The organism is Porticoccaceae bacterium LTM1, assembly GCA_030252795.1.
In the GTDB taxonomy this organism is placed as follows: domain Bacteria; phylum Pseudomonadota; class Gammaproteobacteria; order Pseudomonadales; family Porticoccaceae; genus SCSIO-12696.
Window position 1 is genome coordinate 2,742,201 of sequence record CP127080.1, and the last position, 23,594, is coordinate 2,765,794.

17 protein-coding genes are annotated in these 23,594 nt (G+C 48.1%); 3 read left to right on the forward strand and 14 right to left on the reverse strand.

Going from position 1 to position 23,594, the window contains the following annotated elements; translation table 11 throughout:
• Positions 1-88: 88 nt before the first annotated feature.
• Entirely contained in the window at positions 89-454 is a 366-nt protein-coding gene (locus QP938_11945; protein ID WIO73999.1) for a helix-turn-helix transcriptional regulator, read from the forward strand.
• Positions 455-726: 272 nt separating this feature from the next.
• Here the strand turns inward: QP938_11945 and QP938_11950 are convergent, their stop codons facing one another.
• Positions 727-1,026 (reverse strand): hypothetical protein, encoded by a 300-nt coding sequence (locus QP938_11950; GenBank protein ID WIO74000.1) that lies wholly within the window; start codon positions 1,024-1,026, stop codon positions 727-729.
• Between the two features lie 93 nt (positions 1,027-1,119).
• Between QP938_11950 and QP938_11955 the strand changes: the two genes are divergently transcribed.
• Positions 1,120-1,371, forward strand: coding sequence for a helix-turn-helix transcriptional regulator (locus tag QP938_11955; protein WIO74001.1), 252 nt, complete (start codon positions 1,120-1,122; stop codon positions 1,369-1,371).
• A gap of 78 nt (positions 1,372-1,449) precedes the next feature.
• Here the strand turns inward: QP938_11955 and hppD are convergent, their stop codons facing one another.
• Together hppD and QP938_11965 are read right to left on the reverse strand one after the other, a co-directional pair.
• Positions 1,450-2,490, reverse strand: coding sequence for a 4-hydroxyphenylpyruvate dioxygenase (hppD, locus tag QP938_11960; protein ID WIO74002.1), 1,041 nt, complete (start codon positions 2,488-2,490; stop codon positions 1,450-1,452).
• 114 nt (positions 2,491-2,604) lie between these two features.
• Positions 2,605-3,762 (reverse strand): homogentisate 1,2-dioxygenase, encoded by a 1,158-nt coding sequence (locus tag QP938_11965; protein WIO74003.1) that lies wholly within the window; start codon positions 3,760-3,762, stop codon positions 2,605-2,607.
• Between the two features lie 196 nt (positions 3,763-3,958).
• Here QP938_11965 and QP938_11970 point away from each other — a divergent pair, with 196 nt between their 5' ends.
• Positions 3,959-4,867 carry a LysR family transcriptional regulator gene (locus tag QP938_11970; GenBank protein WIO74004.1) on the forward strand — a complete coding sequence of 303 codons (909 nt, stop codon included), beginning with the start codon at positions 3,959-3,961 and terminating at the stop codon, positions 4,865-4,867.
• Between the two features lie 64 nt (positions 4,868-4,931).
• Here the strand turns inward: QP938_11970 and QP938_11975 are convergent, their stop codons facing one another.
• The 11 genes from QP938_11975 to QP938_12025 form a co-directional block, all read right to left on the reverse strand.
• Positions 4,932-7,016, reverse strand: a complete 2,085-nt coding sequence (locus tag QP938_11975) for a M13 family metallopeptidase (GenBank protein ID WIO74005.1) — start codon at positions 7,014-7,016, stop codon at positions 4,932-4,934.
• A gap of 269 nt (positions 7,017-7,285) precedes the next feature.
• Positions 7,286-9,586 (reverse strand): cytochrome c biogenesis protein CcdA, encoded by a 2,301-nt coding sequence (locus tag QP938_11980; GenBank protein ID WIO74006.1) that lies wholly within the window; start codon positions 9,584-9,586, stop codon positions 7,286-7,288.
• A 196-nt stretch (positions 9,587-9,782) separates the two neighbouring features.
• On the reverse strand, positions 9,783-11,126 hold the full coding sequence (locus tag QP938_11985; protein WIO74007.1) for a TlpA disulfide reductase family protein: 1,344 nt from the start codon (positions 11,124-11,126) through the stop codon (positions 9,783-9,785).
• Between the two features lie 188 nt (positions 11,127-11,314).
• On the reverse strand, positions 11,315-12,430 hold the full coding sequence (locus QP938_11990; GenBank protein WIO74008.1) for an enoyl-CoA hydratase/isomerase family protein: 1,116 nt from the start codon (positions 12,428-12,430) through the stop codon (positions 11,315-11,317).
• A gap of 260 nt (positions 12,431-12,690) precedes the next feature.
• Positions 12,691-14,028: a thioredoxin family protein gene (locus QP938_11995; GenBank protein WIO74009.1), complete on the reverse strand. Its 1,338-nt coding sequence runs from the start codon at positions 14,026-14,028 to the stop codon at positions 12,691-12,693.
• Between the two features lie 76 nt (positions 14,029-14,104).
• On the reverse strand, positions 14,105-15,289 hold the full coding sequence (locus tag QP938_12000) for a TlpA disulfide reductase family protein (GenBank protein WIO74010.1): 1,185 nt from the start codon (positions 15,287-15,289) through the stop codon (positions 14,105-14,107).
• A gap of 85 nt (positions 15,290-15,374) precedes the next feature.
• Positions 15,375-16,877 (reverse strand): hypothetical protein, encoded by a 1,503-nt coding sequence (locus QP938_12005; protein ID WIO74011.1) that lies wholly within the window; start codon positions 16,875-16,877, stop codon positions 15,375-15,377.
• Between the two features lie 28 nt (positions 16,878-16,905).
• A complete protein-coding gene (locus tag QP938_12010) occupies positions 16,906-17,451 on the reverse strand; it encodes a protein-disulfide reductase DsbD family protein (GenBank protein WIO74012.1) in 546 nt (181 codons plus the stop codon).
• A 148-nt stretch (positions 17,452-17,599) separates the two neighbouring features.
• A complete protein-coding gene (locus QP938_12015; GenBank protein WIO74013.1) occupies positions 17,600-18,715 on the reverse strand; it encodes a TlpA disulfide reductase family protein in 1,116 nt (371 codons plus the stop codon).
• A gap of 199 nt (positions 18,716-18,914) precedes the next feature.
• Positions 18,915-20,177, reverse strand: coding sequence for a DUF255 domain-containing protein (locus QP938_12020; GenBank protein ID WIO74014.1), 1,263 nt, complete (start codon positions 20,175-20,177; stop codon positions 18,915-18,917).
• A 73-nt stretch (positions 20,178-20,250) separates the two neighbouring features.
• Entirely contained in the window at positions 20,251-23,457 is a 3,207-nt protein-coding gene (locus QP938_12025) for a TonB-dependent receptor (GenBank protein WIO74015.1), read from the reverse strand.
• Positions 23,458-23,594 lie beyond the last annotated feature (137 nt).

Consider the following 23,594-nt stretch of genomic DNA (forward strand, 5'->3'; position numbering starts at 1 on the left):
CTGTATAAATATATAGCTTTACGCTAATGATATTCAAGCTAAACTTTCTGGATGTGTTAACACTCATACTTGAAGATGGATGTTTCAAATGACAATTCAGTCTATTCGCTATCAAAATCTAAAAATTCTGCTGGCAGACGCGGCAAACAGCCAGGCTGAACTGGCCAGGCGCGCAGGTACTCACCCTGCCTACATCAGCCAGATTCTCAATGGAACTCCGCTGCCTTCTGGTAAGCCTCGATCTGTTGGCGACCGCCTGGCTCGATCCCTGGAAACAGCTTTTGATAAGCAGCACGGCTGGATGGATGAAACCCATCCACAGCATCACGTGAGTGAAAATCACCCTGAATACAGGACAAAGCGCCAGACGCTTGTTGAACTAGCAAAGACCCTTGAGGAGTCGCAGCTGGATAAAGCAATCCGTCAACTGACAAACCTTATGGATACACGGTAATTTACTGGCAAACAGCAGCAGGGACTGAGTCTATTGGTACTTCAACTGGCGCAAGCCATCCCAGAAGATCCCTTTGTATGGTATGCCGAATAAAATCCATCGGATCGCAGTATCGCCTTGCCTGAAGCCAAAGATGCTGGCTTTGCCAAGTGAGGTAGGATTCACAACAACCCAATTTACGCTCAACCGCCCAGGCATTAATCACACCCAACTCTTGCAACAGTTCGCCTTGCTGCTGCCAGACCAATTTAAATGCCGGGATTGCCGGTGATTTAATCCAGACTTGATACATCACTGTGAACACGTTTTCCCTCCTGGATTAATCGCTGTATTTTTATTTGAAGTTCACTTTGACGTTGACGCACCCAACTGCAGGTAATGTCCAGGCCATTGCTAATGCTGGGCGAGACACCACTATCGGGGCTGGAAGTGATATTCACAAATGCTTCAAAAATAAAATGGTTGAGCGATGTCAGCTCCACCAGTTCATCATAAAAATCAATTACCTGACCCAGTTCAACGGTCAAGGAATCGCCAGCCTTCTTTCCTTTCTGATCTCTTGCCTGAGGCATACACGGTCACTCCATACACCATTACGCCATATATGACGTTGCATGAGCCATTTAAACATGACATTAATGTCGTGTCTATACATAGAGAATTCCATGAAAAGATCAATACCACCGGAAAACTCGCTCTACCCGGAATTTCAGCGTTACAGCCAACAGCTGAGAGAACGGATCACCATGCTGAGGAAGGAGCGGGGACTCACCCAGGAAGATATGCAGTCCTTTGGTTTGTCTCTTCGCCAGTATCAACGTATTGAAAGTGGTGAAACCGAGAACATTACATTGGCAAACCTCTACCGCCTTGCCATAGCATTTGAATTAACCCCAGCTGAGCTTATGGACGTTTAATCAGCTTCAAAACAAAAGCCCCCACCTTAACGGCGGGGGCTTTTGCATTCTTGCGGTAATAATCCTTATTAGGGCCTGTTAAATCACCCCTCTACGCTCCTGATCACGCTCAATGGATTTAAACAAGGCACCGAAGTTACCTTCTCCAAAACCCTGGTGGCTAGCGCGCTGAATAATCTCGATAAAGATGGGGCCAAACAGGTTTTTGGTAAAAATCTGCAACAGGTAACCCTGCTCATCACCATCCACCAGTACCTGATGATCCATGATGCGTTGTTTATCTTCACGTACGTTACGCACACGGGCAAACGCCTCGTCGTAATAATCTTCATCGATATCTAAAGTCTCGATAGAAGATCCTTTCATCTTATCCAGTGATGCCAGGATGTCGTCGGTCAAAAATGCCAGGTGCTGAACACCGGGACCTTTGTACTCATCCAGATATTCATCAATCTGGTTGTTGTTATCGTCTTTACCTTCGTTGATCGGTATACAGAAACTTCCATCCGGTGAACGCAGTGCGTAAGAAAGCAGAGCGGTTTTTTTGCCTTTGATATCAAAGTAGCGCACTTCGGTAAATCCGAATACGTTTTTGTAAAACTCGGACCACTGCTCCATAGTGCCTTTGTAAACATTGTTGGTAAGGTGATCGACAACCGTAAACCCTTTGTCTTCTACGATCACCGGATTTTCCAGGTCAACAAAGTCGCTTTCGTAAATTGATCCCTTGTCACCAAACTTGTCGATCAGATAAATCAGGCTGTCGCCAATACCATATATTGCCGGATATGGCAGATCCTTGTCATTGGCAGCAACCGGTTTGGCACCACGCTCAACGGCTGTTTTAAAAGCCGCTTCCGCATCATCCACACGCCAGCCCATTGAGCAGATAGAGGGACCGTGCGCTTTGGCAAACTGCCCGGCATGCCCATCACTATCCAGATTCAGCAAAAAGTGAATGTCATTCTGGTTGTAATAGTAGATCTCTTTTTCCTTGTGCTTTTTCAGCAGAGAAAAGCCAAAGTCGGCAAACACATTTTTCATAAAATCGATATTCGGGGTGGCGTACTCGGTAAACTCAATTCCGCGCAGCCCCAACGGGTTTTCTACTGTACTCATACTCTTTCTCCAAATTTGATAACCGTCATTGCGAGCCAAGCGAATCAATCCAGTGTCTTTGACTACTGTTTTGGACCATCACTCCGCTATTAAGCTCGCATTAACTAATAGTAATTACTCAACCCAGGAACGGTTGTATTCCTCGTCCATGGTGTCACGTACGTTTTCAGTCAGTTTCAACGGCGCAAAGGTGTCCACCATAACGGCGTATTCGTACGTGTCTTTTTTGCCGATGGAGTCCTCGGTCTTACCCGGCTGCGGACCATGGGGTACTCCCTTCTGGTGCAAGGTCATAGAACCGGGCTCAATGCCAGTGCGACTCATAAATTCACCGTGTACGTAATAAAGGACTTCGTCGCTGTCGATATTGGAGTGGTAGTACGGCGCTGGAATGGCATCCGGGTGGAAGTCATACAAGCGTGGTACAAAATTACAGATCACAAAATTATTAGCGGTCAGCAACAAGTGAATGGTCGGCGGCAAGTGAATTTTGCCAACGATCGGCGCGAACTCATCAATATTGAAAGCCCATGGGAAAACATAACCATCCCAACCCACAAGGTCGTAGGGATGGTATTCAAGCTTGGCAAGCTGGTAACGGTCGCCATACTTCATCACCAGATCAAACTCCCCCTTTTCAACGATCGCATCCTGCAACACCGGGCCGCGAATATCGCGCTCGCAATACGGTGCAGTTTCCAGCATCTGGCCGTGTTCGTTGCGATAGTTTTTGGGTATCTGCACCATGGAGAAAGACTCCACCACAAACAGGCGAACATTCTCAAAAGAGCTGAACTTCAATTGATAAGTGGTGCCACGAGGAATCACCAGGTAATCCCACTTGCGGAACTGGATATTGCCGTATTCAGAGGTCAGCACCCCCTCTCCTTCGTGAACAAATACCACTTCGTCGGCGTAGCTGTTGCGATAAAACTGTTCGGTGTCTTCGGTCACTTTGGCGGTGTAGATCGCCACATCAACATTGAACATATGCTTTTTGCGGGCAGTAAAGAAGTTGCCTTCACCATCGGCTTTTTTGGTGTCCATGCGATAGTTCTGCAACAGGGTGTCCTGCCACTCTTCTCCGTGAAGAACCGACATGGTGTCCACGGCCAGAGTTTTGCAGGGCATGTTGTAGTGATACTTGTTGGAGTAGATATTGCTGAAACCGTGCGTCGAAAACAGCTCTTCTCGGTACAGTTCGCCATCCGGACGCTTGAAGGCGACGTGGCGCTTGGCGGGGACTTGCCCCTGAGTCATATAGAACGGCATCTACTGCTCCCTTGCTATGTCCTGTAGGGTGCGCCACGCGCACCGGTTATCTGTCATCGGGGCACTTGACGTGCCCTACGGTTAAGGCGAACACGATAAAGGAGCAATAACCCTAAAAAAAGAATGGGTTTTTGATAAACATCATCTAATATTTTGATATAGTTTCATCCCAACCAACTGATTATCTGGCCTTGTTATGTATCTTGACCTGGACACCTTTCGCACCCTTTCGGCGATCGTTGAAGAGGGCAGTTTTGCCAAGGCCGCAGAGCGCCTCAACCGCTCCCAGTCAGCGGTAAGCTATAAGATCAAGCAGCTGGAGCAATTTCTGGGAGCACCGGTATTTGATCGCAGCAGTTATCGAGCCACGCTTACCGAGAGCGGTGAAGCCATTCACCGTGAGGGGCTCAAGCTGCTCAGACAGATGCGACACATTGAACACCTGGCCCAGCAGCATCAAACCGGCTGGGAGCCGCGACTGGACCTGATTATTGACGGCGCACTGTCCATGACGCCGGTACTGCGCGCACTGAAGGCGTTTGAAGACCAGCGTGTTCCCACCGCTATTCAGCTTCACGTTGAACACTTGCACGGTGTTCAGCAACGATTCGAGAAATCTCCCGCTGCCATTATGCTAACCAAGGAATATACGCCGCTGGACGACTGCGACTCGGAGCCGCTTCCACCGGTGAGAAATTTACTGGTAACCGCAACGGATCATCCTTTGGCTGGCATGAAAGAGATTACTCGCCAGCAATTGCAACAGTACGCCGAACTCACTGTTCGTGACAGCGCCCAACGCATTCAATCAGCATCGGTCACCGGCACGCCACTATTTGGGGGCGAACGGGTCTATTTTCTCAGTGACTTCCAGCAGAAGCGTCAGGCGCTGCGAATGGGTCTCGGATTTGGCTGGGCACCCCAATACCTGATTAAAAAAGAACTGGAGGCAGGAGAGCTGTTAAGCATCGATTACAAAGAGGGCAATCAGTTTGAGTTTGTCCCGGTAATGGTTTGGCATACCGCTCAGCAAGCTGGCCGTGGCTCGGCACTGCTTCTCGAGTTATTGCGTCAGGAGTTTCAATCACTCAAAACAACTGGCTAAATTTTCTGGACAAAAAAAGGGCTGCCATTAGGCAGCCCTTTTAGTACCTGAACTCAGGCAATACTTACCAAATACGCACACGCTTTTCCGGCGGCAAGTAGAGTTTGTCACCCGGCTCAACACCAAATGCGTCGTACCAGGCGTCTACGTTGCGAACGATACCGTTTACACGGAATTCGCCCGGAGAGTGCGGATCTGACTTCAGCCTTTGCAGCAGGGCTTGATCACGCATCTTGCCTTTCCAAAGCTGCGCATAAGCCAGGAAGAAACGTTGATCACCAGTCAGGCCATCAATGACTTCGTCCTCTTCACCATTGAGGTGCATTTTGTATGCCTCGTAGGCGATCATCACACCACCCAGGTCACCGATGTTCTCACCCAGGGTAAAGCGGCCATCTACGAACTGTCCAGGCAGGGCCTCGTAGCTATTGTATTGAGATACCAATTGATCAGCGCGCTTCTCAAATTCCTGCGCGTCTTTGCTGTTCCACCAGTCGCGCAGCACACCCTTGGCGTCTGACTTACGGCCCTGATCGTCAAAGCCATGGCTCATCTCGTGGGCAATAACAACACCGATGGCACCGTAGTTGACGGCTGCGTCAGCGGCCGGATCAAAGAATGGCGCCTGCAAGATGGCCGCAGGGAAAACAATTTCATTAAACAGCGGGCTGTAGTAAGCGTTTACTGTTTGTGGCGTCATTCCCCACTCAGTGCGATCAACCGGCTTTTGCAGATCTTCAATTGACTTGGCTCGTGAGTAAGTGCGTACGTTACGGATATTATCGAACAAATCCCCATCGGTAATTTCCAGGCCAGCGTAGTCTTCAAACTTTTCCGGGTAACCGATCTTGGTATTGAAAGCATCCATCTTTTGTTCGGCGGATACTTTGGTTTCCTCGGTCATCCACTCCAGCTTTTGGATACGGGCGCGCAATGCTTCTTTCACATTACCAACCAGGTCAGACATCATCGCTTTTGACTCTTCCGGGAAGTGACGTTTTACATACACCTCACCGATAGCTTCACCGAAAGTTCCGGAAACAAAACCGACCGCACGCTTCCAGCGCGGGCTCATCACCTGTTGGCCACTCATGATTTTGCTGAATTCAAAAGCCGCTTGCTCCAGCTCTTCATGCAAAGCCCCGGCGCTACCCGCAACCAGAGTGAAGGTCATATAGTCCTTCCAGATTTGCAGGTTGGCTTTGTTGTTAATCAATTTCAATGCTGGATTGATAGCAGAAGGGTTGCTGATAACCCATTTTTTTGAAGCCGCAATTTCCGGGTTCAGTCCTGACTCAGTGATAAACCAGTCCCACTCCAGACCGGAAAACTCCTGCTTCACTTCTTCATAAGTGAACGGGTTGTAAGTTTTACTGGCGTCACGACGCTCTTCGCGAGCCATTTGATTTTTAGCTATTTTGGTTTCAATAGCCAAAATGTTTTCCGCTGCTGTTTTTGCTCGCTCAGCATCGTACCCTGCAAATCCCAACATATTGGCGATGTGCTTCTTGTACTCTCCACGGATAAATTCAAACTGCTCGTTATCTACCAGATAAAAATCGCGATCAGGTAAATTCAGGCCGCCAACGCCTGCTGCCAGAGTTTTCTGGTTGGGATCTTTACGATCCAGACCGCCACCGATGCCTATTGGTGCTTGAACACCCAGCAAATCAGAGTTGGCAAATGCGCTTAACAGCTCTTGGCGACTGGAAATAGCAGCAATCTTATCCAATTCTTGCTGGATAGGTGCCATACCTAACTCGTTGCGACGCTCAAGGTCCATGTAACTCTTGTAGAGGTCACCAATTTTCTGCTCGACCGTTCCCTTGTCATATGACTCGTCACCCAGCTCAAGAATGATCGCCTTAACATTTTCCTGAGCCTGGTCAGCCAATTTATCAAAGGCACCAAAGCGGGTTTTGTCCTCAGGCAATTGATACTCATTGAGCCAAGTGCCTGAGGTGTAACGGTAAAAATCATCGCCTGGCTTAACGGTCTGGTCTTGAGTGGTCAGGTCCACACCCCATTCACCCATCACTGGCTCAGGCTTATTTGTCAAAAACGGTATGTTAGTTGGCATACTGACACTGCTACATGCAGCTACCAATGTAAGCGCTGACACTACCCCAGCCAATCTCAATTTACGCATTTACGCTTTCTCCTGTGACAAACATTTTTTTTGCAAAGCAGTGCAATGACACGCTGCTATTTTTGCTAAACATTATTTAGGGTTTTCAAGGCAACAACCGGTATCGATTCACAAACTTTTTTAAAATTTCCAAATGAAACTGGTAACGAGCTTTTGAAAGCCAAACAAGGCGCCGTTTGAACGCTAGAACGGCATAACCTACAAACATTGCATGTGACTGACAAGCAAAAAGCCGGCTTTAGCCGGCTTTTTATTGGGATGACTATATGTTATCCCCGGTACTCTTTGATGCTATTGATCAATACGCCAGGGCTCGGCAGCAATTGAGGCAATTTACGGCCATCCTGCAAAGAGTCACCAGGCTTGAAGTACAGGTACAGCGGAACACCCGGATGCTTGTACAGTTCGATAATACGGTTGATCTCTTCATCAAGATCTGTGTTATCACCAACCATCACATGAATATTGTTATCCGCAAAGAATTTAAGGGTTTCATCTTTGTGGAGAGATGCCTTCTCATTCACTTTGCAGCTTACACACCAGTCTGCAGTAAAGTAGGCAAACACCTCTTTACCCTCAGACAGCATCGCCATCAGCTCCTGTTCGCTATACGGCATTTCTGCGCTGTGAGCACCATGTGTTTGTTCCAGAAGTGCAGCGCCATCACCGGTCACCTTACCACCATTGTCGATCGCTTCTTTCAACGCTGAACGCAGTGCATTGATAGTCTTCAAGGTTTCGGTTTTTTCTGCCTTGGCCACTTCACGAGCAGTAATAGACTCTTCTTTACGATCAATCGCAGTGGCGAACGGGTAATACAGGGCCAGTACAAAGATCGCAGCAGTCACACGCCATGCATTTGGCTTGTTGGCCATTGGCACTTTACCCCAGGCCCAGGCGGCCAGAGCGATGGTCAGGGCAGCAGCCATAGTCCACAGCATCGCATCCTTGTCACCCATTACCCAGATCAGCCAGATAGCGGTACCGAACATCGGGAAAGCCAAGGCGGTTTTGAATACGCTCATCCATGGACCCGGATTCGGCACAATGCGGCGAGCACCCGGCACGAAGGCAATCAACAGGTAAGGGAAGGCAAGGCCCAAGCCCAGGAACACGAAGATCAGCAGAGACACTGCCACCGGCTGGGTAAAGGCGTAACCCAAGGCACCCGCCATAAACGGCGCGGTACAAGGAGTTGCAACCACAACCGCCAGGACACCAGTCCAGAAAGAAGATTTCTTGGAGTGAGCATCGCCTTCGTTGGTCAGGTTGGAGCCCACATTCATCATGCTGGTACCAAACTCAAAGGCACCCAGCAGGTTCATACCGATCAAGGTCATCAACAGAACCAGAGACAGCACCACAATCGGGTTTTGCATCTGGAAGCCCCAGGAAGCGGCTTCACCGGCTGATTTAATGCCGATCACCACCGCAGCCAGTGCGAGGAAGCTGAGCACCACACCAACGGTGTAAAAAATACCGGATGAACGCACTTCGCGCGGGTGAGACTCACCCATTTTGGACAGGCTGAGCATTTTCAGGCTCAGTACCGGCAATACACAAGGCATCAGGTTAAGGATCAGACCACCCAGAAAGGCAGCACCAAGAGCATACAAGAGCCCCATATCGTCCTCTGAGTCTGAACCACCAGTGCTGGCAACCGCAGCGGCCTTCACAGTGCCTGCGCCATCTACACGTGGCGCATCAGCAACAAATTTCGCCTGCTCATTACCGTTAGCGTCGGTATAGGTGAGCAGCAGGGCAGAACGCTCGTATTTACGTTTTTCCGGGGCTTTACCAGCGTCTCTTTCCAGCTTTTTAGCCAGGGAATCCATCGCTTCGAGAGGAGCGGTCAACACACCATCCTTAACCGAAATGGAAGGCTGGGTATTCGTGTGCTTGATCAGCTTTTCAGTTGCCGGCCACAGGTAGATGTTCGTGGCACCCTTCTCGGGAAAAGCAACTTCGTAGGTAACAGTAGCGTTGTCTTCCGAGATGTAAAACGCTGCATTCCAATCAACAACTTCCGGCTGGTGGTCACGGGCGCTTTTGAAAGTTTCTGCATTTCCAGCATCGATAGCACCATTACCAATCGGCAGGGTGATACTCAGGGAAGCACTCTGCGGCACGCAGTTGGCATCGTCACATACCAGGTAGGAAGCCTTGCCAGTCAAGGTCAGGCTGTCACCGGTGTAACCAGCCGGAACAGAAACGTCCATGGTGATCACGTTTTCTTCGCTGTAGCCGTAGGTCACGATGTCGCCCATTGCAACAATATGCGGTACCGCATAAACGAAATCGGCGATCTCTGTACCTTCAGCCAGATCCTTCCAGCGAATCGTCATGTTTTTGCCAGCTTCACCCGGGTTCATCCAGTAGTTATGCCAACCTGCATCTGGCTTAACAATCAGGCCAAGGGTAAACACATCTCCCGGCTTAACACTGGAAACCTCGGATACCAGCTCCAATGAGCTGTACGAATCACGGACCGGCTCGGCCTGGGAGATCGCCGCTGTTAATGACAACATCATCACTAATGTTGCCCGCATCACCTTATGAACTAAGTTCATTACTCACCTCTCACATTGGAAGGACATTCTGTGTTTAGGATCTACCCCCGAACACAGACCCCTCTGGGATCTATTATCGATGGTCTAATAATAGTCAAAAAAGTACTTCTTATAAACTACAATAACGGCTCAACCATACAATTCGAAACGAATGACCCTAATATTCGCCAGGTATCGCTACGGTCGTTCCCCGACTTTACTTCATAGCTGTCACTGCCGCCTTTGCCGTATTGGCATCCCGCTGAGCCTCATGAACCAAACGATTCAGGTAGACTTCCATCCTTGAGCCGTAGATTTTGGGAATACTGCGAATTACCCCGTTGTGGTCAATCACAACCAGGGTCGGTATTTCATTTATTCCGAGCTTGGCCCAAATGGATGGATTCTCATTTGGCTTCTTATGCCATTCTACGAAACCACCTGTAAGTGGTTCAGAGAAACTCTTGGCCAGGTCAATATCTTCATCAAGGTTGATAGCTATAACTTCAAATGGACGGTCTTTCATTTCAGCCATCATTTTCTTGTTCTTTTCCAGGTTAGCCAGACAGGGCTCACACCAGGAGGCCCAAAAGTCCAACAGGATCACCTTTCCCCGATATGGGGCAAAGCTTACAGGCTCACCCTCATAATTGGTGGCGCCAAAGTCAGCGGCAACCACACCGGGAATAAAACTCTTAAGCCTGTCCGAGAGAAGATCAACGTGTAGCTTCAACTCCCCATGCTTCTTTATTTCTATCTTTCCATCGGAAATTACATACCGAGACGACCGCAGGTGCTCACTTTCCATGCCGTCTAACCAGCTCAGTGCCATTAGGCGCATTGAGTTTGGATCAACCGAAATCAGCATTTCCAGTCTCTGCGACTGTGCTCGCAGATCATTGATCAGTTGGTCGGGAACCTGCTCACTATTGTCTCCCCAGACACTCGAAATCAGATAACCGAAGACATTGGTTCTGAACTCCCTGACATTGGATGACAAGGTCACCAGGCGTGCATAGAGGCTGGCCGCATGCCATCTCGCCAAATCTCTAACCTCGGCCGTAGACCCAGCCCGTACAGCTCCAACATACAGTTGCTCACAGGATTTATAATCAGCACCTTGCTGAAGCAACTCAGGAAAAAACAGATGCAAATTATCGTTGCGAATATGGTACTGCCTCAGGTATATACAGACCTCATTAATAAATGGTGATCCGTAACGCAAGCTAAATAGCATGGCATCAAATGCAACCTGATCTCGCGGATAATCCCTGGCAAGTTCCATTGCCTGCTTGCCGAGAACGGCATACCTGTTGAACAATTGCGTACGAAGTTTGCGAGCAATACCCTTGGATGCCTCCCCATTACCCCGTGCTTTTAGAGCCTCGCGATAATCCTGTTCCGCCTGTTGGTAATTTTTGAACAGCTGGTCCAACTGGTCCTGGCGCGCAGAAGCCTGCCCTGCGCCATTAACTGGCGTGGCATAAGCATTAGAAATTGCAAAACCAATTCCAAAGGCCATCAAAATGGCGACAACTACATTCTTGTATTTACGTCTCATCAACATTACCACTGGTTGAGGTTCGATATTGAATGTCTGTTGGATCAAAACAAAGGGACCGTGGGTATATTACGTGTCACAAAGATACACGTTGCAGCAACAGGGTCTCCAGTGCTTTTACCTAACTTTACACCTGTAAATCAATTGGTTAGCAGCCAACTTTACAGGGAAAACGGGCTTCTTTGGGACTAAAGATCGGCAAGTGGATGCCCCCCCCAGCCTGGCGCCCTAAAAAATGCCTCTATCTCAGCATCAGTCACCAGGTCCAACCTTTCCGGGCACCACTTGGGCGCCTTATCCTTGTCAATTAATGCAGCCCGCACCCCTTCCTTGAAATGGCCTGACTGCATAGCATTGACTGACATCGCCAACTCCATCTGAAACACCTGCTTTAACTGCAGCTTGCTTCCACGTATCAACTGCTCATCAACTATTCTCATGGATACCGGGCAGGCACTCACCAACCCTTCCGCCGATTTTTGCAGCCAGCCATTCTGCCACGGGCAAGCCTTAATTTGTTCTATCACATCTAGAAGTGTGCCATTAGAACAAGCATTGATTTGCGCAAGCTCAGACTGAACCCCACCTACCGGTAACTCGGACTGATTATTCTGCTGACCAAAGTGATGATCCAATAACTCGCTATCCTGAGACCTGACTCCGGCCCAAGGCAAAGTTGTCAATTGCTCTGGCAAGCTTTTCAGGGTCGAATCTGGCACAGCATGATCAGCAAATCCCAAAAATATCGCATCAGCACCATTAAAGCTCGCCCCTGTCAGCCCGAGAAAACGTCCAAGCTGCCCGGGAAGTCGACTCAAAAAGTAACTGGCACCGACATCCGGGTACAGGCCGATCGCCACTTCCGGCATTGCCAGGCGGCTGGATTCCGTTACCACCCGGTGGCTCGCCCCCACCATCAGGCCAATACCTCCCCCCATCACTACCCCACTTCCCAGCACGACAACGGGTTTTGGGTATGTATGGATGCTGTAATCCAACCGGTATTCCGCAGCAAAAAAGCATTGCCCAAAGTCATCCGCCAGTGTTTCGCCATATGCCGCAGCATGGCTATAGAGAGAAACCACATCACCGCCGGCACAGAACGCGCGCTCACCAGCCCCCCTCAACACCACACAAACCACATCTCGCTCCTCACGCCAAACGTCCAATTGCTGTTGAAGCATCTCGATCATTGGCAGGCTAAGGGCATTCAGTGCCTTGATGTTGTTTAGCGTTGCTACGCCGATAACTTTGCCGTTGACCGTGGAGAGCTGGTCAAACAAAACGAGGGGCTGTGTGGCCATTTATTCTCCTCAGGGGGATTGAGGCTTTCAGAAATCCCGCGGTAAGCGAAAAGATTGTTGCTGATGATAGCTGTCTGGGTACGTATTTCTACCCCACGAAGACCATTCAATGTGATCTTCTTCTCGAGTTATTCATCAAGGTTCTGACTACAGGAGCAAGAGCAACTGCAAATTCTCAGGGCAGATAAAAAAATCCCCGGCCTATCAAGAACCGGGGAAAGCGGATGGATACACACTATTTTGAGATTTTCTAAATCGGGTCAGCTTCCTTGAGCTGTATTGGCGGGAGTTTGGGTAAATCGATCCAGCAGCTCACGATTGCGCTTATCTGCCGCCGAATCACCCAGGCTGTTGCGATACACGTCGATAACCTGTTCTGCCTCTTTGGTCTTGCCGTCTTGTTTCAAAATACCAACGTAAGTCATCAAGTCGAACGCATTATCCAGCCCCATCTCGTAGCCCTTGCGGGCATACTCCCTGACGATGCCCTGATATTTCGAGTCTTCCGCCTTGCTTAGCGTGCCCGCAGCCCTGATGTAGCCCTTGGCTGAAGGATTGGCCTGTAACCCCTGCTCAATGACCCGATGCAGCTCAGCCCAATTTTTCGTGGCCTCGAGATACATTTGATGATAGACCCGTTTGGACCGCTCAATATCGGTCAGGTCCGACTTGTCATGGGCATTGCGATAGGCGACCGCTTTGGCGAGCTTGCCATCGTAATCCGCGACATATTCCTTATAAACCGGATCGCCGGCCTGAGCGGCGTTAAGAGCGCCAAACCAGTTGCTACTGAGCACAAATTCAACAACAGCAACCTCAGGAGCAACTGCCACAAAGGCATCGTAATTGTCGATGACGAACTCCGCCATTTCGTCGCCACGGGGAGTCTTGTCCCAGTAGCTGGAGATGATGGAAAAGTCCTCCTCATTGATCAGGTTTTCCTTACCACGACTGGCCACATACTCTTCGGCTACTTGTTTCATGCTTTTGAACAGCTCATAGCTTTTCTGGCGGTCATTAATCAAAGAGAATTGTAACTGGGCACCATTAAGATACTGGCGCACAAACTCGACACTCCGCTCACCCGCTTCGTATCGGGCAACCAGCTCATCAAAGTTTCCGCCGTGCTCGCCAAGAATCTGGCCAGCCAACGAGACAAACTGCTCTGCTTCCATTCCGCCCACTGCACGACTAATCTCGGATCCATCGGCATTCAGGAAAAGGTAGGTAGGATATGCATGAACCTCATAGCGATCTGACAGTTCCGGGCCGTTGATATCTTCATCTTCGGCATCCAGTTTGATGCTTATAAAACGCTCGTTGAAGTATTCACCAACGGATTGTTGCGGGAAGACTGTAGCAGCCATAATTTTGCAGGGTCCGCACCATTCTGTATAAACATCGACGAACAGCTTTTTGTTCTCAGCCTGGGCTTTCGCCAAAGCCTCATCCCACTCGCCATGGAAAAAATCAATTCCGACGACTTCGGTGACTGCCTCATGCTGGTCATCAACTACTGTATTGTCTGTAGCCACTACAGCATCGCCACAAGCAGTCAAACCGAGCAGCGCAAAGGCCAGTAATAATGGTTTTTTCATTGCCTTCTCCCAAAACGCCAATGCGCTTTGTGTTGCGGCCGGATTGCATGTCCTGGCAATCCGGCAATTCCTTTAATTATTCAGCGCTTTTATTTACGGCTTCACGAATTTGATCTTTCACCGCGTCATCAAGGTACTTATTACTGATAATCACACCTTCGGCGTCCACCAGATAATACGTGGGATAGCCACGTACACCCCATTGGGTGAGGATTTCACTGTCAGGGCCAATGTGCCAATTCACCCATGGCATTGGCTGCTCACTGTCCTGGTAACCCAGAACAGTCTCCACATCATCATCAACACTGATCGAGATTACTTCAAAAGGCTTATTGGCCAACTCTTTTTTGAGCTCTGCAATTCCCGGTAGTGCGGCCTTGCAAGGGCCACACCAAGTCGCCCAGAAGTCAATCAAGACAACCTTACCGCGATAATTACTCAAGCTGTCCTGCTCACCTTCCAGATTATTGGCTATTACAGCCGGCAGCACTTTTCCCGGCACCAGTGAATTCAGGGAAAACAACTTGCCATCCAACATGGACTTGACCGTTTTATCGCCCCATATGGGAACATCTGCGAACTCATTCATTGCCATGTCTGTATAAATAGTTACATCCATACTCGCCTCGCGACGCACCTCTTCCGTCCTACGGTTCGACTTGGAAGCATCGATAGCATTGCTGGCCAATTGGAAAGCCGCGACGCCACGAACCCCGCGGTTATCACTCTCATTCAAAATGCGCAGCCATGAGGCTTTTGCCACCGGATATCCTTCGTAATAGTCAAGCATCATCAGCGGCAAGCTCACCACGCGGATTAATTCGGGGTTATTAATATGGTGCTCCAGCGCTTTTGACATCAGCTTATTGAACAGAACACGTAAATCATCCTCTGACAATTCACCATCTTTTGGCTCATCTCCTCGAGCTCGCACCGCATTGAATTCAGAGGCGATTAGTTTCATTGCATCAAAACCCAACTCTCCGCTGGCATCCTCTTTTATCAGCGCAATAGCAGAGTGCACTTTGGCAGGCATATTGAATTCTTCCTGCTCTTTTTGAAGCGCTTCTAATTTTTGTTTGAACAGCTCCGGTTTCGAGTACTGGATCTCTTTCAGTTCGGCGTAGGTCTCATTTACCTTGGCGCTGAACTCGAGTGCGCTTTTGACATCCATGCCGACCACTTCGCGGTCGACTTCAGCGGCCCAGCTTGACATGGCCAGCGTTGAAACCAATGTTGCAATTAACAGTTGTTTCTTCATTTTCCACTCCCAAAAACTTTCATGAATAACCAGACTGCTTGGATCCCAATTTCAAAAAGATCCAGACTTGCTGCGCATCAGTTGTCTATTTAGACGCCCGAGACGGCATGATGGAAAATTTGAATCCACCGACATCGGAGAAAAAGAACAGATATTTATTCTGGTTATACCAGTTGCGCCATTCTTTGGCTGATATAAATTTCTCATCGGTATAACGAGACAGCAGACGCTTGGCGCGCTCCATATCTTCGCCCTTTTCCAGAAGCGCAATACAACGATCAAGCAGTTCCGGGCTGCGGTTGGAAATACTCAATGCTTTGGCATCGACATCAACTACGAATGAGTATTGCTGCTCACCCGGCATCAGGAATTCCATATTTTCCTGGTAATAACCCATGTACTTGTCAAAGTCGGCACCAAATTTTGCAACTAACTCTTTAGGCCAACGCGACAACACATCCTGCTGCATCCATTCCTCTCGCCCCAAAGGCTTTGGCGGCTCTGACTTCAGAAAACGCTTATCAGCAAAGCTCAGATTTCTGCCTGCTTCGGCAGCTTTTTCAAGAGAGTCTTTGCGACTGTTGTAATTGGAAGCCACTCCTTCTACATAATTTTCGTAGGTATTCTGGCTGGTAAAATGCACCCTATCCAGAATGACTTCGCGTCCCTGTTTTCGATACTGGCGCTTACTGTAGGGTTTTTGACCATCAAATTTGGCAATGTAGTGAATGGCGTTCAAAAAAACTTGACGCCCCTGTTCAGTCATATCATCTGGCTTGGCACTGAAACCCCAATGAAAGAAGTTTCCGTGGCGTGCAAGTGCGACTGAATCGACTGACTTGGCACACACGCCATTGGAAATTACTTCACTATCTGTTGCATCAACATACCCCAAACCCGTGGAGACCAATCCGGGGGGGTAGCCCTTGCCATCCATATAGCCTTCTCGCTGAACACGCCACATCGGCATACTGTCTTCCAGATCTCGGCCGTTGTAGTAATGCTTGTAATTTTCCGGTGTTGGGCGCTGTTCCATGGTCAAATTGACTTTAACCGGCGTATTGAAAATTGGATGATCCATCTTCATACCGTGAGCATGTGCATCCAGGCAAAGGCAAAGCCAGTCCATTTTGTACTCCAGTGGTTCACCAATACGCGGTGACACATCTGCTATAACAATTGCGGCACTGTCAAAGTCTTTAGTCAGGTATTGAGCTGGCTCATACTTAAGGGTTTGTCCGGTTTTCTCATCAACCTCAAGCACTCGCTCTTTGATGGCCTTCGGTACATCGCCAAAGATAGTGACCTGGTATTTGTCCGACATATCCTCCGAGTAGTCGATACTAAAAACTACATCCACGGTTTTAAAGTGGTCGCTCAGAAACTTCTGAAAGCTGGGCAAACGACTTTTTTTCAGTTCCTGAACCCTGTCACCGACCCCACCCATCTTGTCGGCACCACTCAATTGAACTGTTTCCGGATTATTACCTACATAAAGGATTTTCAAGTCAGACTTATTGGCTGCAAACAAACTGTTTGCAGCCAATAAGACGGTGGATGCAATTAAAGCTTTTAATATTTTATTCATATTCCCTCCTAATTAACCTCTGGATATTTCAGGGCTTATCAACTGTCAACTTCAGATTCATGGATTTTTTCTTCGGAGGCAGACAGATATAGGGGTCGCAGGTCTGGTAGCGAAGACCCGTATCAACATCCACTTCTCCGTTGGCACCCTCAGCCACCACTAGCTCACGAAAAAACACCAACGGCTGACTGCTGCCTTTATGGATCTTCATTTCGGCATTGGTTTCATAAGGTCGCGGCTCCGGACCACTCCAGTCATCCACTAACATCAAGCCATCACCAAGCTCCAGATACCATTTGGTTTCGATATAGGGTTCGGTGGCAGGCACATGATGATAAAAGTGCCAACCCGGCATCAGTCGAATCTTGACGACGGCAACTACGGTCTCTCCAGGTGCAGCGTGGTTCGGCACCAGTGTGGCGCTCATCTGAAGTGGATCGCGCTTGGAGGGTTCGGCCACATCCAACGCCTCAACAGCTTCATCAAACTGGCCCAGGGTGTAATCCTGAGCTTGCGAGCTGTTTGCCAACAAACCAAGTGTGAGCAAAAGTGCTCCAGTTAAAACCATCTTCATAGATCGATCCCTCACAAATCACCAAAGGCAAGCAGGGTGCAGCATGCACCCTGCTAATGGTCTATTTCACTAACCTGCTATTACTGTCAGCTGTTTTCATAAATCCTCATATGCATTTACGAACAAGGAACCAACAGCCCTAGATTGTTCAGTTTTTAGTAGCCTCGGTAGCCAACTCACGTACCAGTGGTTCGGCCTCGTCAAAACTGTGGGTTTTCATGCGAATAACACCTTTTGCATCGACCACAAAGTACGTTGGGTATGCTGTGGTACCTACACGCTCGCCTTCTTCGGTCAAAGCTGGCAAATGCCAGTTAACCCAAGGCATGGGTTGCTCTTCTTCACGAAATTCAATTACTGGCTCAACCTCTTGGTCGCAGGCGACAGAAATCATCTGGAAAGGTTTGCCTTTGAGCTCTTCGGTCATTTTGGCAATATGTGGCAGTGACGCCTTGCAGGGACCGCACCAGGTAGTCCAGAAATCGATTAGCATCACTTTGCCGGCATAGTTATCTGTGCCGTCCTCTTTGCCTTCTAAATCAAGCGCTTGCAGATTGGGCAGTTTCTGCCCCAACCCCAGGTGCTGCAGATCAAACAACGCTCCCTTGACTCGCCACAGATTCAGCGGAATGTTCTTACCGGAGATTTCCATATTCGGCACTGCATCGCTCAGCTCATCGATGTACAACCGGGCATAGCGTTCACCGCGGGCTTTATGGGCAGCTCGCTCCTGTTGTGACAACTTGTCGCTGTAAAGAATGGATACCGCCTGGTCGACTATCAAATCAGCAATTTGTGCTTTCATCTGCTTGTTATCCACCTTGGCAAAGACTTTTTCCAGAAATCCAGAACCCTCGGAACTTCTGGAGATTCCAAGCAACATACCAAAGAGCTTAGGATTATCTACGTGATGCTCCAGTGCCAGGTTATAGATTTCATCGACGTGCTGTGTGGCATATTCCTGTTGCTCGCCAGTTGCAATATCGGCTGCATAGTAAACAAGCAGCATCGCACCAAGTGATATGTCTGCCGATGGATCAGCTTTGTACGTTTGGACAGCTGCCTTTAAATCAGCAACCGAAACCGGCTGTTCCGCAGTATTCTGTGCAGGTTGATCGTCGTGGCCTGACTGAGATTGACGACTCCACTCAAACAGCTGGCTTAGTTGTTGTTGATATTGATCTGTTTCCGGCTGTGGAGCTTCGCCAGCCATAGCTATTGATGCTGAAAATGCCAATAAGAACCCGGCAATTACTGATTTCATGTTTTTATCCCTCCAAAATGAATACCTAATCGGTAGAAAATGCTTTTACTTTCTAGAGACTCACGTTTGAAAGGCCCAATACCCTAACTTCTGCACACAAAAAAAGGCGCCCGAAGGCGCCAATGCTGCAATATCGACCCTATCTGATTAGATCAAACGGTCATATAACTCGATTTGGAAAATCTTCAAAATTCTGCGCTCAAAGGGAGTCCAGCATGGTTTTAAGCCGCTTTTTGGCGTGCTCTTTTGCCTTTATGGACTCTTTGCCTAATAAAACCAGAGCCTTCTGGAGAACCGGCTTTGCTTTCTCTCCCTGATCGACCTTCACCAGTAATTCGCCATACATTGACGCCGTTTTGAAGTTTCCAGCCAATTCATAAGCACGTTTGGCATACTCGACAACGCCTTCTAAAACATCTTGATCTTTACAGCGATAGATTAAGCTTCGTGGAATATTAAACCAAACCTCCCAATCAGCCTGATCACCTCTGGCCTCGACATTTTTCCTGGCCGCATCCAACATCGCACTCCAATCCTGTTGGGCGACTGCGAAATCAAACGATGCTGTTAGCCGCATATCATCGTAAGCGCCAACTCCTTTTCGGGAATCCTGACTAGCTACGGTATAAGCCTGTCTCAGGTTGCCTCGAATTTCCTCCAGGTAGGTTTGATACTGTTTTTTTCCCGTACGGGCGAGATAACCAATAGAATGATCATTCACTTTTACCAGAAACTCTGCCACTTCTTTTTCTGAAACGACTTTGGAAAATTCTTCGTAGTGACTTATCAAAAATTCAATTTGCTTTTCGCCACGGCTATAACCGTATACCTTGATCAGGGCGAAGTCCTGGGCGTTGATCAAGTCACTCTCTGCTCTGGATGCATAATAATCATCCAAAACCTGTTTAAATTTTAATGTAGCCGAGCTTCGTTCTTCCCGAGACATACTATTGACAGCCAACTTTGCTTTTACCAGGTAGTTTCTGACAAACTCAGGATCACGATTACCTGACTCATATTTTTCAGCCATCACTTCAAAACTGTCACCTGACATTCCCAAAGCCTCACGAGCAACCTCTAAAAACACTGGTGCACTCATGCGACTACTGCTGCGATACAGCAACTCACCATCAGAATTCAGAAACAGATAGGTGGGATATAAATTAACCTGGTACCTTTCTGCCAACTCAGGTCCATCAACCTCTTCATCTTCGGCATCCAGTTTGAAGTTGATAAAGTGCGCATTATAAAACTCACCGACCTTTTCTTGAGGAAAAACCTCTGCTGCCATCATTTTGCATGGGCCACACCACTGGGTGTAGACATCGACAAATATTTTTTTGTCCTCTGTTTTTGCTTTCTCTAGCAATTCTTCCCAAGTACCATCAAAAAACTCAATACCACCAGCAAAACACACCGGAGCCATCCAGGCTGCAACTATAAAAAGAATAATTTTCTTCATTTTCTCACCTTAAAAAAACGGGCACTTTCGTGCCCGCTAATAAATCAACAACTTGATCAAGCTAATTGATGGATTACAAAGAGTAGTTTTTCTGCATTTGGAAGAACAGTGTACGGCCTTGAACCCTCACTTTACTGGTATCAAATCCGAACCCCGAATTTACAAATGGCAGACTCTGATTGGTAAGATCCGTTACACCTCCGACAAAACGCCAGCCTCTGTCTGTTTCATAGCTGCCAGTCAGGTCATAGGTAATATAATGCTCAACGTGATCTTCTATAGCTTCACTAAAGCTTGAGCGACTGTACAACCCGTTGTGCCAGGTATAATCACTACCATAGTTCACAGCAAAGGATGCAGAATAGTTGTCATAATCCCACAATAAGTGACCGCGAGCTTGCCAGCGATTTGGCCCGTAATTGGTTGCATCATACTTATAGACATCCGCCACACCGGTATCGGCATCAGTCACATGCACATTATTTTTGGAAAAATAGGTACCACTTAGACCAGTGCTGAACAATCCATAGTCAGATGCAAAATCATAGGTAACGGAGAAGTCGGTAAACGTTCTCAGTCTCTCATCATAGTTGATTGGTGAAGTAATGAATTTATAACCATTGGCATCACTGATATCTTCAATCAGAACACCTTTTGCTATTAATTCTTCACCATTAAGTCCTGCTGTAATTTGACTGCCGATAGCGTCATTGGTGGCGATAGTCTGCCAGGTGACCGACAGCTTCAGGCCATCCAGAAAGGAGGGCGTCCAATCCAAGCCAATGGCCAGGTTATCACTGGTTTCGGGTTTCAGATTTGGGTTTCCTACTCTGACCGGGGAGGCACGAAATGAACTACCATCCGCCCATTCCAACCACTGATAACCTGCGCCATACCCACCACCGACCAGGTCAGTAAATCTCGGTGTACGGAAGTTTTCCGTCCAGTTGGCTCGGATATTCAGGTCTTCTACAGGATACCATGAGATACCAACAGAAGGACTTAGATTGTTGTAGCTGGCCTCCTGGAACAAGCTTTCCACATCTACAATATCACCACCGCTAACCTGCCCTTCAGTTGTAGTTGGTTTATTGTAGGTGTAATCGCCCCAACGAGCTGCCACATTAAGCGACAACCGCTCAACGCCGGTCATACGATTATCTTCGCCCACCAATGGAATTGAGGTTTGGGTAAACAGCTCAATTACATCTTTATCTAACTCAATAAGATTTTTGAAAAAGCCGCCGGTTACTCCCGGCGCACTTTGAGCCCGATCTTCATTGCCACTGTAGTCAACAGTAGCGTTGTGGTATTCAAATCCGAGAATACTTCTCACCTCACCACCGGGTAAATCCGCGATTGAGCCTTCTATGGATGCGCTGTATTCAAACGTTGTATTGGTTGGCTGCTGGTTGCGTGTTTGACCCACTGCAAGTGCAAGTAGTGGTGTCTGTACTGTACCATTGCCAAACAGGTTAATCATTTCATCCGGATCGGTAATCCGCTCACCGGTAATTGGGTGATCACCCTGAATCAATCTCTCCAAAGGAGAGCGTGTATCCATCACTGGATTACCATCGTCATCCAGTACAGGATTTCCATCATCATCTAAAACATATGGATTCCCCGAACCGTCCAGTCTGCTATGCCGCGTCAGCAAGCCAACATCCAAACCCTCAGTCTTTGCCTCACTGCGGGTAAATGTGGTCTCAAGACGCCAGTCACGTACTGGAAGATCCCAGGTTAATCCTACTGTGCCATCTATACGCTTTTGATCTGTTTCCCGATACGCATCGGGAACAAGCCCGGATTCAACCTCTCCATAAAAGGTGTAACGCATGTATTTGCTGGTTCCAAACGGGTTGTAAGGGTTATCCGCTGGCATAGACAATCCGGGAGCGGTTGTCGATGAAAAGACAGTTACACCCGGAGCTGGTGCGCCGCCAAATACATTGTTAGTCAGATTGTAATTAACCGACCCAAACACCAGAATACTGTCTGTCAGCTCCTGTTCAACGCGAAAGCTGAGATTTTTATTTTCCACATCAGGTGACATTTCTGCAGAAAGATTTTCCCGAAAAACACCGTCACGATCATATTCAAAATATTGATCTAAAGCCGCGGCCATCTCTTCAGGTGAGTTAACTCCATCGCCATTTGTATCGATAACCCCATTATAATCATCGGAAGCTGTTACACCTGCCCCTCTAAACCACAAGCCGGTTGAAACAAATGGTGAAACAGTAGCGCCAAAAATTCCGTGCCCACGACGATCTGTGCCACCCCGACTGCGAAAATCATTACTAACGTAACCAACTTTTTGCGCATCAATCGGATCTGTCTTGGTGTAGCCCAACGTTACATTGGCATTACCGGAGCCCCAGGCCACTGAACCGGTCTGAGTCAAAGACAATCGATCCTGACCATTTGCACTGGTTTCATAGCGAACCATGGTGCTGCCACCTGGTTCACGATCTTTTTTCAGAATAATATTAATTACACCACCAACTGCATCGGCGCCGTACAATGCAGAAGCACCTTGGGTAACCACTTCAACTCTTTCAATATCGTGTGCGGGAATAGTAGATAAGTTAACAAACTGCCCCTGATCAAGAGGGGTGCCGGCCGTGCGACGGCCATTGATCAAGACCAGTGTTGAGCCTTCTCCCAGACCGCGCAGGTTGGCTGCTGAAATACCGGCAGCATCATAATCAGAGAAGCCTCCGGTAAACTCCCCAGTGCCTGAGTTACTAATGGTTGAGCTGGAGTTGGTTGCCGCGAAATTTTGGGGCAGCGTACGAATAATTTCTTCTGCAGAAAATACGCCTCTGCGTTCAATTTCTGCACGGTCTATCACGATCACTGGCGCTACCGGATCAACACCACGCAGTCTCGAACCTGTTACAACAACTTCTTCAACCTCATCATGAGCTTCAGCCTCTTTATCATCCTTGGAATCTTCCTTAACAATCACCAAGTCATCTGAAACAAACTCATATATCAATCCTGAGCCTTTCAACATTTTTTGAAGAGCTTCGGAAAGACTATAGACTCCTTGAATTTTGGCCAACTCAATATCATTTCTGACATTGTGTTCCACCATGATTTGAACGCCTGCTTTTTTACCAAGCTCGACTAATGCTTCGGAGACTTTTTGACTTTTTAAATTTAAATCCAGGTTATCTATATCCGCAAATAGCGAACTGGCAAACCCAAGACTTAATGCGGAAGCAACCCCCAATACCAAGCGATTACGACGAAACGCGAATGTATTCCTCATTACCACACCACCCATTATCTGTAAGATTTATTTTGCATGCAGACTTGCAAATCAAATCGCAAGTTATCTAGAGCACGTCTTACTAATGGGGTCTCCCTACACCCGGAGATAAAAATAATTCCCTTATCTGAAAAATT

Coding starts and splice junctions, on each gene's coding strand:
- QP938_11945 (WIO73999.1), top strand. CDS start 89: ATGACAATTCAGTCTATTCGCTATCAAAATCTAAAAATTCTGCTGGCA.
- QP938_11950 (WIO74000.1), bottom strand. CDS start 1,026: ATGCCTCAGGCAAGAGATCAGAAAGGAAAGAAGGCTGGCGATTCCTTG.
- QP938_11955 (WIO74001.1), top strand. CDS start 1,120: ATGAAAAGATCAATACCACCGGAAAACTCGCTCTACCCGGAATTTCAG.
- hppD (WIO74002.1), bottom strand. CDS start 2,490: ATGAGTACAGTAGAAAACCCGTTGGGGCTGCGCGGAATTGAGTTTACC.
- QP938_11965 (WIO74003.1), bottom strand. CDS start 3,762: ATGCCGTTCTATATGACTCAGGGGCAAGTCCCCGCCAAGCGCCACGTC.
- QP938_11970 (WIO74004.1), top strand. CDS start 3,959: ATGTATCTTGACCTGGACACCTTTCGCACCCTTTCGGCGATCGTTGAA.
- QP938_11975 (WIO74005.1), bottom strand. CDS start 7,016: ATGCGTAAATTGAGATTGGCTGGGGTAGTGTCAGCGCTTACATTGGTA.
- QP938_11980 (WIO74006.1), bottom strand. CDS start 9,586: ATGAACTTAGTTCATAAGGTGATGCGGGCAACATTAGTGATGATGTTG.
- QP938_11985 (WIO74007.1), bottom strand. CDS start 11,126: ATGAGACGTAAATACAAGAATGTAGTTGTCGCCATTTTGATGGCCTTT.
- QP938_11990 (WIO74008.1), bottom strand. CDS start 12,430: ATGGCCACACAGCCCCTCGTTTTGTTTGACCAGCTCTCCACGGTCAAC.
- QP938_11995 (WIO74009.1), bottom strand. CDS start 14,028: ATGAAAAAACCATTATTACTGGCCTTTGCGCTGCTCGGTTTGACTGCT.
- QP938_12000 (WIO74010.1), bottom strand. CDS start 15,289: ATGAAGAAACAACTGTTAATTGCAACATTGGTTTCAACGCTGGCCATG.
- QP938_12005 (WIO74011.1), bottom strand. CDS start 16,877: ATGAATAAAATATTAAAAGCTTTAATTGCATCCACCGTCTTATTGGCT.
- QP938_12010 (WIO74012.1), bottom strand. CDS start 17,451: ATGAAGATGGTTTTAACTGGAGCACTTTTGCTCACACTTGGTTTGTTG.
- QP938_12015 (WIO74013.1), bottom strand. CDS start 18,715: ATGAAATCAGTAATTGCCGGGTTCTTATTGGCATTTTCAGCATCAATA.
- QP938_12020 (WIO74014.1), bottom strand. CDS start 20,177: ATGAAGAAAATTATTCTTTTTATAGTTGCAGCCTGGATGGCTCCGGTG.
- QP938_12025 (WIO74015.1), bottom strand. CDS start 23,457: ATGAGGAATACATTCGCGTTTCGTCGTAATCGCTTGGTATTGGGGGTT.